The following is a 13,179-nucleotide window of genomic DNA, read 5'->3' on the forward strand; positions in this document are numbered from 1 at the left end:
TGGGGAGCCCCCACGCCGGTCGCCCCGGAGACCGTGTCTGGTGCCAGCCTGCTGAACGCGGACGGCTCCGTCCTGGCCACGGCCCACTTCGACGCACCGCCGAACCGTTGACCGCGGAACATGGACCCGGGCCCGGGCGGTTCAACCGTCCGGGCCCGGAAGCTCGTTGGTGGAGAACGCCGACTCCGCCTGCCAGACACAGACGGTGATGTACGAGCCGGCTGCCCAGGCTTCACGGCCGAGCCTCCTGCTCGAGACCGAAACGGGCCCCTCCGGCATGGCGGAGGGGCCTCGTCCTTCCTGCCGCAGCCAGACACGGCGTCATGCTGCCTCCGCAAGTGCTCGGGGTCGCGGCGGGCGATCTCGACGTCGATGCCGAGGGCGTCGCCGTAGTCGCCGGCCTTGGTGCGGTAGCCCGTGTCTGCCCACGCCTTCGTGACACGCGAGTGACCTGCGGCGATGCTCGACAGCAGGTGGATGCCGCCTGCGTCGTCGGAGATTCGTACGCGCTCGTCGCGTTGGCCACGACCAAGTAGTAGGCATCTGCTCGACGGCGAGGCCGACTGTCGTTGTCGGCCTCGCCGCGATGCGTTGCGGCTGGACAAGGGTTCGGGGCTGACGGCTCCCGATCTGCTGGCCTGTTTCCGGCCCTTCAGCTTGCGTCGGCGCCCCTGGCTCTGACGGTGATCCGCGCGTAGTCGTACCCACCAGGCTCAGGCGACGGGTTGTAGGTGACCGTGAACGTTCGCCGTATGCCGCCGAAGCGGTCGGAGTACGTCACCTTGGACGGGCTGGGGCGAGTCGGCTTGGCGGTGATGTCGTACGTACGAAGGAAGTCCTTGATGCTCGAGTCCTGGCTGTTGCCCACCTCGTACCGGAGCACCGCGGTGCCGTCCTTCTCCACCTTGGCGTAGGTCGGGATGTAGTAGCGCCCCGCAGCTTGATGCTGATCGTGGTGCATCCCCGCCTTGCGCTCCGCTGCCTCCTGGGGACCGTCATCGGTCGGCGTGAGCAGTGCGACAGCCGCCCAAGCGATCGCACCGAGCGTCCACACGACGCACAAGGCCAGGAACCACATCAACCACCTGTGCCGACGGGGCCTCGTGGGGCCCGTGAGCGTACTCATCCGTTCCATGTGCGTACTTCGCTCTGTCCGCCCATGTCGTACTCCTTGGCCTGACCCGACTGGTGGAGCCGGGCCATTTGGGCGTCCGACACGTTGCCCATCGCGGGTACCGGAGTCGCCTTGCTCGCGTCCCAGTTGTAGCGGTCGTACACGTGGGTCTGGTAGCGGATGGTGGTCTTGGGCTCGCCGTCCGGGCCCGGGACGACCTCAACCTGGGCGACCGTGTTGTAGTGGAAGGAGCCGACCGCGTGATACCAGTCGGGGTCCTTTTCGGCGGTCCAGCCCTGCCAGCCGGTCTGCTGGACGTACTTCACGGGCTTCCCGGTGCGCTCGTATTCGGCGAGGGCCTGCGCCTCCCAGTTGGGGGCGTTCTCCGCGAGCTGGGCTTCCACGTTGCGATTCATGTCCGGGAGGTCGTCCATCAGCGCGTCCACGTCGATGTCCAGCGGTTCCCCGGTGTTGGAGAGGTAGTGCAGCATGTGCTTGGCCGATTGAGGGCCGCCGAGCACCGCGGGGGAGCCCATGGCGAAGAAGCCCATCTTGTTCTTGATGGCACGATCCTCGTCGGTGGCCTCGCGGGTGTTGTAATCGCCGGAACCCTTGTCGGGCGCGGGCGGCGGGAGCAGCACTCCGCCCGCACCGGAGAAGACGCGGTTCAGATTCTTGGCGCCCTCGGTGTCGGCCTTGACTGCAGCCTTGGTCCGGTCGTCCAGGACGGTGTACGCCACCGCCTTCTTGATGCGTTCGAGTTCGTAGCCGGTGTGCTCGTTGACGTCGGCGGCGTAGCTGAGGGCGGCGGTCGCGTGCGTGAGGAGGCTGTCAGCGTTCTCCTGATCCTGCCGGGCCGCCCCCGCGCTGTCCGGGTCGTTGGGCGGGTAGTCCCGCTCGGGGACGGTGACGCCTCCGCTGTCGTGCAGGGTCAGGTCCTTCGACCGGGCCATCTCCTGGGCCTCGTCGAGCCAGGTGCGTGCGAGTTCGAACCCGCTCTTCGCCGCTTCGAGCGTGGCTGCGGCAGCCTTTGACTCGCGGTGGGCGATGGTCAATTCGTCATGCAGTACAGACAGTTGGATGCGGGCCATCATCGCGGTCGGTCCTGTCCAGACGAAGGGCAGCTTGAGCAGGACGTTCTGGACGTGGTCCCGGGCCTCGGTGGCCGCCGCGGCCAGGTCGCCCCACTCGCCGGCCGCCCGCGACCATGCCTCCGGACGTACGTCTTCCAGTTCCCCGACCGTGATGTCCTGCCGCTCGACCGCATCGGCATGCTCGTGGTCCTCGCCCTCGGGCCGGTCAGCGAGCGATGCCATTACGCGTCCCCCTCGAGCGAAGCAAGGATCGCCTGGAAATCCTGCGCCGTACGGTTTTCTTGAGTCGTGTAATTCGTGTGCGTCTGGCGCATCTTGTCGGCCATTGAGCGGCATTGCTTGGCGAGGCGGGTGATTTCGTCGTCCCAGTCGCCCGTCGTCGATTTGAGCATGCGTCCGCTGGTGAGCATCTTGTGGACCCGTGCTGTGGTGTCGGATTCCGCCAGGCCCTTGTCGGCCTTCTCGAGGATCTGCGCGGCCAGGTCCAACTCGTCGGCCATCTTGCCGAGTTCGGCGTTGCTCACGCCGTAACCGTTGTCGTCGGTGCCGCCAGTCTGGGTGGCGGGGGTGCTGCTCGGGCCGGTGGCGCCTCCCGGGCCGGTGCCGGCCGACATGGCCTGGATCCCGTTGTGGTTGAAGCCGGGGTCGGGCTTCGTCCCGGTTGCGGGATTCAAGTCGCGGACGTCGGTGGGGCCGTCCGGGGCGGGCACGGGCATGTCCAGGCGGTAGCTGGTCCGGGGATCCGGGCCGGTGTTCGGCCCGGATATGGGTGCCACGGAATCGGGCTCTGTACTCACATTATCCCCCTGTGCCGACGCGAGCCCGCTGTGGGACGGCACGCTTCGACGACTATGCGATCACTCGTAGTTGGACCCTAGCCGCTCGGGATCACGCACAGCAAAGGGTCCGTCATCCTGATTCGTGCTGGTCAGCGGTCCTGGCGTGCCGCCTCATGGGGTTCGACCTCGCCACCTTGACGCTCGTACACAAGCAGCACCTGGGCGACGTCGTCGCCGGCTATGGCACCGACGTCGACCTCGACGTAATCCGCGCGTGGCGGTCATTGCGGAGCCTGTTGAGGATTCGCCGGCTGGTCGAGAACAGCTTGGGCCCGTCCGCGCCGGGCTGTGAGGTCGACGTCTGAGATCCCGGGTGTGAGGCTGCGCGGGCCTGACCGCTGTGAGTGCGTTCTGACGCATCGAGCAGGCTCTCCCCAGATGACCGCGCAGCCGAGGGCGACGAACCCGGGGTGGATGTCCGCGCATCTCCCAGCGGATGCGCAGGCGGCGGAACCAGTGCAACAGCGCGATCGCTCCTACCGCCGTCGTCGCCGGGCTCACCCTCGCCTCGAAGCCCGGCGTCGTCGAAGGACACGTCAACCGGATCAAAATGCTCAAGCGACAGATATATGGCCGCGCCGGCTCCCAACTCCTATGGAAGCGCGTCCTGCTCGCTCTGTGACTGTGTTTCGGCGCTCTGCCAGATGCCAAGCGGGTCGGCCAGGGCACGAGAAGGTGGAGCCGTGAACACGGGAAAGGACGAATTGCCACTGCACGGAGGGCGGATCACTCAGGGCGTCGTCCGTGTCGGCGACACCGTCCGGCGGCCCGTCACAGCCGGGTCGGCCTTCGTCGCCGAGTGGGTTGCAACCGACCTGCCCCTTCCCCCTCATCCGGTGATGCTTCGCCGACGCTCCGTGTGTGTCACCTTATGAGTTCTCCTGAAATCCGCAGGCCGCCGCTCTCGCCGCGGTCCACACAGCCCGTCTTGGGGCAATCCGCACCCTCCAGTTCGACGACACCGGGCGCCGGCGCTGGCCGAACACCGCCAACCCGCACTTGATCATCAACATGAACACCGGGCTGGAGACCGTCCCGGTCAGCAGCTGGTGGATCGAGCGTGAACTACGCCGCCAGGCCACCACGTTGGATCGGCTCCGCGTCGACCGCCTCTCGAAGAATTCGGGAGCGCGAAGTACGCGGAAGATCACTGCAAGACGGCTAAATATGGAGATTGAGTGCCTAATTGTCGGGCCTTAAGATCCGGAGGGGGCCAGCACCGTGCCGTCGTGACGCACTGAGCCGTGACAGGAGCAACCGCCCATGACCGCCGACGTGTTCAGTGTCGAGTTGAGTTCCCAGGAGGCGGCCGCACTTGCCGCGATCGACGAGGCCGCCCTGGCCCGAACTTTGTTGGAGCTGATCGCGATCCCGAGTGTGAGCGGGAGTCCGGCCGAGTCCGAGATCCAGCACCATCTGGCCAGGCGCCTGGACAGGCTCGGGCTGGACGTCGACCTGTGGTCCATGGACCTTCCCACACTGCTGGCGCATCAGGACTTCCCTGGCTCGGAAGCGCCTCGGCAGGAGGCGTGGGGGCTTGTGGGAGCGACGGAGGACGGTGGTGATGGACCGACGTTGATCCTCCAGGGGCATGTCGATGTCGTACCGCCCGGCGATCTCGAGCGGTGGGGCGGAGACCCGTTCGTGCCAAGGGTCGTCGGGGACACGGTGCACGGCCGGGGCGCCTGTGACATGAAGGCTGGACTGGTGGCACATCTGGCTGCGCTGGAGGCGATCCGGGCTACCGGAGCCAGGCTGCGCGGCCGGGTGGCGGTGCACTTTGTGGTGGGTGAGGAAGACGGCGGACTCGGCGCGTTCGGCACGCTTCAGCGCGGCCACAGGGGCGATGCCTGTGTCATCACAGAGCCGACCAGCAGCACCCTGATCACGGCCAATGCCGGAGCGCTGACGTTTCGGATTACCGTTCCGGGCCTGGCCGCTCATGCCAGCTCCCGCGACGCGGGCGTGAGCGCCATCGACGCGTATGTGCCCATCCACCGGGCCCTCGCGGAACTGGAGGCAGAGCGGAACACCGACACCGACCCGCTGATGGCCGAGTATGCGATCCCGTACGCGTTGTCCGTCGGCACGGTTCACGCCGGCGACTGGTCCAGCAGTGTGCCCGACCTGCTGGTCGCCGAGGGACGGTTCGGCGTCCGCATCGATGAGAATCCTGCGACGGCCCGAGCCGCGCTGGAACACTGCGTGGCCAGGACCTGTGCGGCTGACCCCTGGCTGCGCGACCACCCGGCAACGGTGACTTGGCCGGGCGGCCAGTTCGCCAGCGGTCGTCTGCCCGCCGGGCATCCCTTGCGCCGGGTGGTGCGGGAGGCGCACGCCGCGGCGAACCACGGCGCGGTCGCCGCCGAACGCGGTGCTCCGTATGGCAGTGATCTGCGGCTCTACGCGGCCGCGGGCATCCCGACCCTGCAGTTCGGTCCCGGTGACATCGGTGTCGCCCACAGTTCGCAAGAGCAGGTTTCGGTTCCGGAAATCGTGGAGGTGACCCGCGCTCTGGTGCTCACGGTGCTCCGGACCGTGGGCACCAAGTGAGGGCGTAGGGACGTCGGATGCCAGTCACCGCATGTAGGCCAGGACGTACACGCCTGCCCCGCCTGTGGTGCACATCAGCTCGCCGTCCGGGTGCCAGCACAGCCCGGTGAGATCGCTCGCGAGGCGCAGCGCGCAGTGGCAGCGGCCGGTGGTCACGTCCCAGAGCCGGATGGTCTGATCGCGACCCGTTGTCGCGATCAGAATCCCGTCCGGGGAGAAAGAGCAGTTCTCCACCCAGTTGGAATGTCCGGTGAGCACGACCCGGGCTGTGCCGTCGGCCATGTCCCACAATCGCACGGTGCGGTCGTCGGCGGTGGTGGCAAGGAGGGTGCCGTCGGGCGAGAACGCGCAGCTGGTCACTGCGTCGGTGTGGCCGACCAGAGCCATGTGTGGGCTGCCGTCGTCGGTGTGCCACAGCCGTGCGGTCCGATCGCCGCTGGTAGTGGCAAGGAGCGAGCCGTCCGGTGAGAAGGCGCAGCTGGTCACTCCCTCGGTGTGGCCTGTCAGGACAGCCCGGGTACTGGCCTCCCCGATGTGCCACAGGCGTGCCGTCTTGTCCTGGCTCGCAGTGGCGAGCAGGGTGCCGTCCGGAGAAAAGGAGCAGCCGGTTACCCAGTTTCCGTGGCCGGTGAGGACACAGTGTTCAGATCCATCGGCGGCGTGCCACAGGCGGGTTGTGCGGTCATTGCTCGTGGTAGCCACCAGCCGACTGTCCGGGGAGAACGCGCAGCTGTATACGCGATCCGTATGACCGGTCAGCACGGCCCGGTCTGCACCGTCGGGCAGTTGGCGCAGGTAGGCCGTGTGGTCGTCGCTGGTGGTGACCAGGAGCGTGCCGTCGGGCGAGAACGCGCAGCGGTACACCCGGGTGTGGCCAGCCAGGACGGCGACCTCGGTGCCGTCGGTCACCCGCCACAGTCGAGTCGTCTGGTCGTTGCTGGTGGTGGCCAGGAGCGTGCCGTCGGGCGAGAACGCACAGCCCCGGATCCAGCCCGTGTGCCCGGTGAGCTGCGCCTTGACTGTGCCGTCGCGCACCTGCCATATGCGGATGCCGTCGCCAGCGCTCGCAGTGGCGAGCAAGGTGCCGTCGGGGGAGAAGGCACACTTGTACACGGAGCTGGAATGGCCGGTGAGCACGGCGTGCTCAGTGCCGTCGGAGATCCGCCAGAGACGTGCCGTGTCGTCATGGCCCGAGGTGGCGAGCAACGTGCCATCCGGGGAGAAGGCGCAGCTGTCCGCCATGCGCGTGTGTCCAGTGAGAACAGCGTGCTCGGTCCCGTCGGTCACCCGCCACAGCCGGGTTGTGTGGTCGTTGCTGGTCGTCGCGAGCAGGACGCCGTCCGGGGAGAAGGCGCAACCGGTGGTCCCTTTGGTGTGTCCGGTCAGTACGGCAGCGATGGTGCTGTCGGCGACTTGCCACAGCCGTGCGGTGCCGTCCTCGCTGGTGGTAGCGAGGAGCGTGCCGTCGGGTGTGAAGGCGCAACTGGTCACCCAGTCCGTGTGACCGATCAGTACGGCTTGTTCGGTCCCGTCGGCCACGCGCCACAGCCGGGTTGTGTGGTCGTTGCTGGTGGTGGCCAGCAGGGTGCCGTCGGGAGAGAACGCGCAGTCCCATACCCCACCGGTGTGCCCGGACAGTACGGCTTGTTCGGTCCCGTCTGATACCCGCCACAGCCGGGTTGTGTGGTCGTTGCTGGTGGTAGCCAGCAGGGTGCCGTCGGTGGAGAAGGCACAGCTCGTCACGGCGCCCTTGTGACCGGTGCGCTGCGGCTGGTCCGGATCGGGCTGGTCCGGCAGGGGCCAGGTCGGCTCAAGCCGGGGCCTGGGCAGGGTCTGCTGGTAACAGTGGAGTTCGGTCTCGAGCTCCGGCACTTGGTGCAGGCGGCTGGCCAGTGTCGCCCCCAAGGCCTCGGGCGGATCGATCGGTCCGAGTAGGTGAGCGGCGTGCTGGAGGACCTGCCGCAGGGTTCGGGCGGTGGGCGTGTCTGACAGCTCCAGATCCGCGACGACACCCACCACGGAACCGAGCCGGCGCGTCTTCGCCTCGACCCAGCGCAGATCGCACACAAGCGTGGCCAGTTCCTCCTGCTGACCGCTGGCGGCCAGGTGATACGGCAGGTACCGCCAGAGGTAGTTGGCGTCGGTCGGCATGGTCCACCACGGTCTCGGCTCATTGTTGTGGTGGGCCAGGAGTGTGGTCGCGGCGGAAGTCAGACGACGGTGCGCCTCGCTGCGTGCGTCACGTCCCTGGCGGGTGCGCAGATAGGCGCGGATGACGTCGTGCAGCACCAGCCGGGGCCCGGGTGTGTCGAGCCTGTAGTCGGCCACCAGTCCCAGTCCGACGAGTTCCTCGCACAGAGCATCCACCCGCAAGCCGGGCCACAGCAGCCGGAGCACGTCCTGCGGGATGTCGACATCTTCGGGGAATATGGCCAGGTCCAGACAGCAGCTGCGGTCGTCCGGTTGGAGCAGGGTCAGGCTCGCTTCCACGGTGGCCGCCACGGCGCGGCTGCGGTCGGCTGGGCGTGCCGGGTCAAAGGCACCGGGTCCGTCGGCGAGCAAGGTCCGCATGACGTGCTCGGCCGCGTCCCGCGTCGACTCGCCCCGCTCGATACGTCGCCGTAGGGCGCCGTTGACGAGATTGAGCAGGACGGGCCAGCGGCCGGCCACCTTGGCCAGTCCCTCGGCGGTCTCGGCGGGGAGCCCGGCCACGCCGCCGGTGAGTAGCAGCCGAGCCTGTTCGGCGGACATGGCGTCCACCACGAGATGCTGCCCGCTGGCTGGGAGCAGGTCGGGAATCCGGGTGGTGATGAGTCGGGTGCACTCCCGCCCTCCGAATCCGAACGGCCGTAGCTGCGACTCGTGCCAGACGTCGTCAACGACCAGCAGCACCGGCTCTGCCCGCTCGTCGAGTAGCCGCCCCAGCTCGGCTCCCGCTGCGTCCGGGTCCGAGAGCGTAGGCCGTCGCTCGCTCAGCACCCAGGCCAGGTCATTGATCCGCTCGGCCAAATCGGCACCGCGGATCTCCTGGCCGAGGGTCGCCCACAGCAGACCGCCCGGATAGCGCTCGGGCAGCCGGGGCTGGTGGCATGCCCAGGCCGCCAGCGTTGTCTTGCCGAACCCTCCGGCGCCGCGTAGCCCCGTGGTCATCCCCACCTCGGTGGCCTCGGGCGCGAGCAGTGCGGCCATGAGCTGGCTGGCCAGTTCTGGCCGCTCCACGATCCGGTCCAGCGGAGGTGCCATCCAGGGCCGTCGGTGCCTCTCAGAACCGGGAGTACCGCCGTTCGCTGCGCCCTGCCGGTTCGGGTCGGCTTCGCCGTCCACCCGCCACACCTCGAAGCTCACCCACACCACGACCAGTACAGACAGGGACACTCCCACCGTCCATGTCCACTGTGACGTCGCCAGGTTGGCCAGCGCACCTGCTCCGAATGCAAGCAGTGTCGACGCCCCCGTCGCGGTTCCCTGCCTGGAGAGCCTCCGTCGCACCCCACACCACCTTCGACACGCATCGAGGGACTCCCCTTCCCTCGATGCAACCGCTCGTACCCGGCAAGGTACCTAGAGTGACCCTGCGGTGCCTCGCAAACTGGGCACCGATGCGGGCACGGCCGGTCTACGGACGTGCGCTCTCCCGGACCCCTCTGAAGACCGCTGTTGTATTCCACCGGGGCCAGTCCTTCAACCGCCACCTGTCGGCCAACCTCGGCTGTCCTCAACGGACCTGGTGCCATGAGGACTTGAGGGTAGCCAGGGTGGCGCGTCGGGTGTGCGGTGAGGGTGGGACGGTTGGCCGACCGGTTGTTCCCGTCGGCGGTGCGCTTGCAGGTCTGAGTGACCTGGTCGGCGAGTTGGAGCATCAGTCGCTCCCACGTCGAGCCGCCCGGGAAAGGTGTTCGGCCAGCAGCGGCACAAGCAGCATCGCCGGGTGCGCGACATCGGCGGGCAGGCCGTGCAGCAGTGTGATCAGCGCGGCGTCCAGGCTGTTGAGCGCTATCGCTGCGTTGGAGCGGGGCAGGTTGTGGGGCCCACGCGGGTGTGCTCAGCGGAGTGCCGGGTCAGCCGGCGCAGGCCCAGACGCTGCATCAAGGGCGCGGCCGGTCGAGGACCCCGATCTGGGCGGCGTAGGGGGGTGACCGGGGGCCCGGTGCTGGGCGTGGGGGGGCGCGGGTCGTGTGTGGTCTGTGTTCGGGTGTCTGTGTGGGGTGGTGGGCTGGGTTCTGTCAGGGCTGGTTCAGGGGTTCTGCTTGGGCCAGGGTCTGGCGTGTGTGGTGGCTGCGCCGATGGCGGCTCGTGCCGCGTGTTCGACGAGGGTGATTCCGCTTTTCATGGTGGGGTTGCCGCTGCTGAGGACGGAGATTAGGTAGCGGTGGCCGTGGACGGTGATCTGGCCGGTGCTGTTGATGACCCACAGACCGGTGGTGCTGCGTTGGACCCAGCCGTTTTTGAGGGCCCAGTGGGAGCCGGGGGAGCCGGCGGCGGATACGCCCCAGTCCTGGTCGTGGGCGATGTGGTCCATGAGTTGGTGGATGTAGGCGCGGGAGGTCTGGTTCAGTCCGTTCGGCGGGTGGGGGGAGGAGGCTGGTTCGCGGGTGAAGACCGCGCGCAGGAGTTGGACCTGGTCTTTGGCGGTGGTCTGGGTGAGGCCCCATCTGGTGCCGGGGCCGCCCTGCGTGGCTTTGAGTCCCAGCCGCGTGTGTGCGGCGTCGAGGCCTTCTGCTTGGCCGATGGTCTGCCACAGGGTGTTGGCGGCGTCGTTGTCGCTGGCGCGGATCATCTGCTCGGCGTTGGCGCGCTCGGCGGCGGTCAGTTTGCGGTCTTCGTCCTGGGCTTGGAGCAGTAGGGCTGCGAGGATGCCTACTTTGCTGATGCTGGCGGTGTCGAACGCTTCCTTGGCTCCGTAGGAGGCGATTTCCTGGTCGGCGCTGTCCAGGTCGAGTACGGCCACGGCCAGGCGTGTGTCGCCTTCGGGCAGGAGGGGCTTGAGCGCCCGGGCGAGCGTTGCGCCTCGCTTCGCGCGCGGCGCTGGGCCGTGGGCCGGTGCCGCCGCCCGTACGGAGGGGTGCTGAGTGCGGGCGGGTGGGCCGGAGGGGGTGCAGGCGGCGAGCGATGCCGCGAGGGCTGCGGTGGCGCAGGCGGCGCAGACCTTGAGTGTGTGCGCGCTGGGGCCGCGTGTGGGGTGTGTCCGGTTCCGTGCGTCGGGCATGGGTGGGCAGGCCTTGGCATTCCGTAGGGAAAGACAGCGGGTAACCGGAAAATATGGCAAATCAGATGCGATGGTGATGATCTGATGCCCGGATAGGCGTGTCGTTCCCCGGATCAGCGGAGCCGCCTCACACATACGGCCCCCGGCCCAGCCGGGGGTCCGGCCGCTGCCGCCGGCACAGGCAGCGCACTCGCCTTCCCGGCACCCGCTCTTGCGGGTGCGCTGCCCGCGCGAGGCAGCGCCGGTCCGCAGCTTTCATCCGGGCGCGTCCGCCGGCGCGGGGGAGCCCGGTGCACCTCGCCGGCAGCGGCCATGTCCGCCGGTAGCTCGCCGTCCCCGCCGCAGCCATCGCAGGCGCCACAGCCACAGCCACAGCCACCGCCATCGCATGCGCTGACGGACCCGCCGTCGCGCTGGCCTAACGTTCTGGTGCCGCACGCGCCGTCGGCGGGACCCGCCGGGCCGGGGGTTCGGTTCTTGACACGCTTTCGGCGGTTGCTTCGAAGGGTGGTGTCAACGTCCGACACGCTCTGAGTGTCGCGGTGGGGTGACGCCGACCGCCTTATTCACTGGCCCGGCCTAAACCAGACCTCAAGTCGCCCGTGATTGCAGGAGTGTGACGGGCCATCAGTAATGGTCGGAAACTCCCTTGCGTACGTCCGGTTGGCGGCTGTACGTCACACGTTAGTGATCTTTGAGGTGCCGTCGGAAATGGCCGTCAGTAGGTTCATTTCCAGATCGGCAGATCAGCCGGTTTCGTGAAAGAAGGAGATCTGACATGCAGAAGCGCACCGCCGCTCTGATCGCTGCCTCCGCGGCAGCTGTGGCCGTGACGGTCACCGGAGTGACCTACGCCTCCGCCGACTCCGCCTCGTCGGCCCGCGACGCCGTCCGCCCGGCCGCGGCTCCCCTCGGCGGCGACCACGACTGGGACAAGAAGGGCCACGGGCACAAGGGCGACGGAGAGATCCAGATCAACGAGCGGACCTACTCCTCCGACCCGGGAGTGTGCGTCGCTGTGGTCCGCCCGGCCTTCACCAGCTTCAACATCGCGAACAACACGCGCCGGACGCTTCAGTTCTTCGCCAATGACAACTGTGACGCGGGCGCGCCCCTCGCCACGGTCGGGCCTGGTGGCTCCAGCTTCGGTGTCGGCGGCCCGGGCGTCGGGTCCCCCACGAGCAGCTTCCGTGTGATCGACTAAAGCGGCACCTCGCCGACGGCCTGCCCCTGAAGAGGTCACCGTAGAAGGTATGAAGGTCCGGCCATCGTGTCACCGAGAGCCCCGGCCCGCCGTAATCGGGCCGGGGCTCCGGCGCGGGTGGTTCCTCCACGTGGAAACACCCGGCTGGGCTCGTTTCACACTATGCCCCCGCCCCGTGGTGATCGCAAAGGCGCGCGGGCATACAGCTGACCGGCGGTACGCAACGGCATGACCTCAGGTGAGGGCCGGCCGCCGGGAGTGACGTGGCGTGTGGGGTTTTGGCGCGGGAGTGTTCCGCCTCGGCGGTGGGGTGTGTCAGGTGAGGGTTTGGGTGCCGATGGCGGCGAGCAGGGCGAACTGTTCTGCTGTGGTGGTGTCCGGTGGTGCCGAGCAAATGGCGATGCGCAGGTCGTTGCCGGGGACGGTGAGGGTGTCGCAGTCGACGGTGACAGGGCCGAGGTCGGGGTGGTGAACGGTTTTGCTGTCGCTGGTGTGGTAGCCGACGGCGTGGGAGTCCCACAGGTCGTCAAAGCGTTCGCTGGCGCTGCGAAGACTGGTGATCAGTGTGGTGAGGTGGGTGTCCTTCGGGTAGCGGGCGGCGGAGGATCGCAAGTCGCAGACAAGGGCTGTCTCGAACCGGGTCTGCTGCTCAGGGGTGTGGGTGACGCGGGTGGGCAGGTGAGTGAAGTGCCGCCAGGCGATGTTGCGTTCGTTGCCGCGCCAGGGTGAGGGGTCGCCTGTGAGGGCGGCCCACAGGGGGTTCCAGGAGAGAAGGTTCCAGGCGGCGTCGTGCACGCTGAGCGGGTTGGCGTTCAACTGGTCGATGAGGCGTTGGACGCTGGGCGGGATGTGGGGGGAGATCTGCCCGGTGGTGGGTGGTGCCTGGGCGGCGAGGAGGTAGAGGTGGTCGCGTTCGGCCTCGGTCAGGCGCAGGGCGCGGGCGAGTGAGGCCAGGACCTGCGCAGAGGGTGAGGTGGCGCGGCCTCGTTCCAGGCGGACGACGTAGTCGACGGAGACTCCGGCGAGCTGGGCGAGCTCTTCGCGACGCAGCCCGGGGGCGCGGCGGACACCGCCGAGGGCCAGGCCCAGGTCTTTGGGGCTGGTGCGGTCACGCCAGTGGCGCAGGGCCTGGCCGAGGGCTGCGGGATCGTCGTTCACGCGTCCCATTG

General features: G+C 68.3%; 9 protein-coding genes and 2 pseudogenes. 4 read left to right on the plus strand and 7 right to left on the minus strand.

Features of this window, described 5'->3' with window-relative positions:
• Window positions 1–344: 344 nt before the first annotated feature.
• The 4 genes and pseudogenes from ACFQ6S_RS41600 to ACFQ6S_RS41615 all read right to left on the minus strand — a co-directional run.
• Window positions 345–500: pseudogene (locus ACFQ6S_RS41600) on the minus strand (IS5/IS1182 family transposase); the annotation flags it as partial.
• A 152-nt stretch (window positions 501–652) separates the two neighbouring features.
• The gene (locus ACFQ6S_RS41605; RefSeq protein WP_383421167.1) at window positions 653–1,078 is read right to left on the minus strand and encodes a hypothetical protein; all 426 of its coding nucleotides are present in this window, start codon (window positions 1,076–1,078) and stop codon (window positions 653–655) included.
• Between the two features lie 44 nt (window positions 1,079–1,122).
• Window positions 1,123–2,430, minus strand: a complete 1,308-nt coding sequence (locus ACFQ6S_RS41610) for a hypothetical protein (RefSeq protein ID WP_383421170.1) — start codon at window positions 2,428–2,430, stop codon at window positions 1,123–1,125.
• Window positions 2,430–2,924: a hypothetical protein gene (locus ACFQ6S_RS41615; protein WP_383421173.1), complete on the minus strand. Its 495-nt coding sequence runs from the start codon at window positions 2,922–2,924 to the stop codon at window positions 2,430–2,432. Before ACFQ6S_RS41615 ends, ACFQ6S_RS41610 begins: the two co-directional genes overlap by 1 nt.
• Window positions 2,925–3,166: 242 nt before the next feature.
• Between ACFQ6S_RS41615 and ACFQ6S_RS41620 the strand changes: the two are divergent.
• The 3 genes and pseudogenes from ACFQ6S_RS41620 to ACFQ6S_RS41630 form a co-directional block, all read left to right on the plus strand.
• Window positions 3,167–3,352 (plus strand): annotated as a pseudogene (locus ACFQ6S_RS41620) (aminoglycoside phosphotransferase family protein); the annotation flags it as partial.
• A gap of 131 nt (window positions 3,353–3,483) precedes the next feature.
• Window positions 3,484–3,669 (plus strand): hypothetical protein, encoded by a 186-nt coding sequence (locus ACFQ6S_RS41625; RefSeq protein ID WP_383421486.1) that lies wholly within the window; start codon window positions 3,484–3,486, stop codon window positions 3,667–3,669.
• A 641-nt stretch (window positions 3,670–4,310) separates the two neighbouring features.
• On the plus strand, window positions 4,311–5,600 hold the full coding sequence (locus tag ACFQ6S_RS41630) for an ArgE/DapE family deacylase (protein ID WP_383421176.1): 1,290 nt from the start codon (window positions 4,311–4,313) through the stop codon (window positions 5,598–5,600).
• A 24-nt stretch (window positions 5,601–5,624) separates the two neighbouring features.
• Here the strand turns inward: ACFQ6S_RS41630 and ACFQ6S_RS41635 are convergent, their stop codons facing one another.
• Both ACFQ6S_RS41635 and ACFQ6S_RS41640 read right to left on the minus strand, forming a co-directional pair.
• Window positions 5,625–8,975: an NB-ARC domain-containing protein gene (locus tag ACFQ6S_RS41635; RefSeq protein ID WP_383421179.1), complete on the minus strand. Its 3,351-nt coding sequence runs from the start codon at window positions 8,973–8,975 to the stop codon at window positions 5,625–5,627.
• Window positions 8,976–9,834: 859 nt separating this feature from the next.
• Complete coding sequence (locus ACFQ6S_RS41640; RefSeq protein WP_383421182.1) at window positions 9,835–10,806, minus strand: serine hydrolase; 972 nt, start codon at window positions 10,804–10,806, stop codon at window positions 9,835–9,837.
• A 778-nt stretch (window positions 10,807–11,584) separates the two neighbouring features.
• Between ACFQ6S_RS41640 and ACFQ6S_RS41645 the strand changes: the two genes are divergently transcribed.
• Entirely contained in the window at window positions 11,585–12,010 is a 426-nt protein-coding gene (locus tag ACFQ6S_RS41645; protein WP_383421185.1) for a hypothetical protein, read from the plus strand.
• A 315-nt stretch (window positions 12,011–12,325) separates the two neighbouring features.
• On the opposite strand, the gene ACFQ6S_RS41650 is transcribed toward ACFQ6S_RS41645, so the two are convergent.
• A complete protein-coding gene (locus tag ACFQ6S_RS41650; RefSeq protein WP_383421188.1) occupies window positions 12,326–13,177 on the minus strand; it encodes a helix-turn-helix transcriptional regulator in 852 nt (283 codons plus the stop codon).
• Between the last annotated feature and the right edge of the window lie 2 nt (window positions 13,178–13,179).

Origin of the sequence: Streptomyces sp. NPDC056479 (assembly GCF_042795335.1) — a bacterium.
GTDB lineage: Bacteria > Actinomycetota > Actinomycetes > Streptomycetales > Streptomycetaceae > Streptomyces.

What these genes read in the sequence shown, in the direction of transcription:
- ACFQ6S_RS41640 (WP_383421182.1), bottom strand. Translation starts at nt 10,806, where the DNA reads ATGCCCGACGCACGGAACCGGACACACCCCACACGCGGCCCCAGCGCG.
- ACFQ6S_RS41610 (WP_383421170.1), bottom strand. Translation starts at nt 2,430, where the DNA reads ATGGCATCGCTCGCTGACCGGCCCGAGGGCGAGGACCACGAGCATGCC.
- ACFQ6S_RS41615 (WP_383421173.1), bottom strand. Translation starts at nt 2,924, where the DNA reads ATGCCCGTGCCCGCCCCGGACGGCCCCACCGACGTCCGCGACTTGAAT.
- ACFQ6S_RS41630 (WP_383421176.1), top strand. Translation starts at nt 4,311, where the DNA reads ATGACCGCCGACGTGTTCAGTGTCGAGTTGAGTTCCCAGGAGGCGGCC.
- ACFQ6S_RS41605 (WP_383421167.1), bottom strand. Translation starts at nt 1,078, where the DNA reads ATGTGGTTCCTGGCCTTGTGCGTCGTGTGGACGCTCGGTGCGATCGCT.
- ACFQ6S_RS41650 (WP_383421188.1), bottom strand. Translation starts at nt 13,177, where the DNA reads ATGGGACGCGTGAACGACGATCCCGCAGCCCTCGGCCAGGCCCTGCGC.
- ACFQ6S_RS41625 (WP_383421486.1), top strand. Translation starts at nt 3,484, where the DNA reads ATGCGCAGGCGGCGGAACCAGTGCAACAGCGCGATCGCTCCTACCGCC.
- ACFQ6S_RS41645 (WP_383421185.1), top strand. Translation starts at nt 11,585, where the DNA reads ATGCAGAAGCGCACCGCCGCTCTGATCGCTGCCTCCGCGGCAGCTGTG.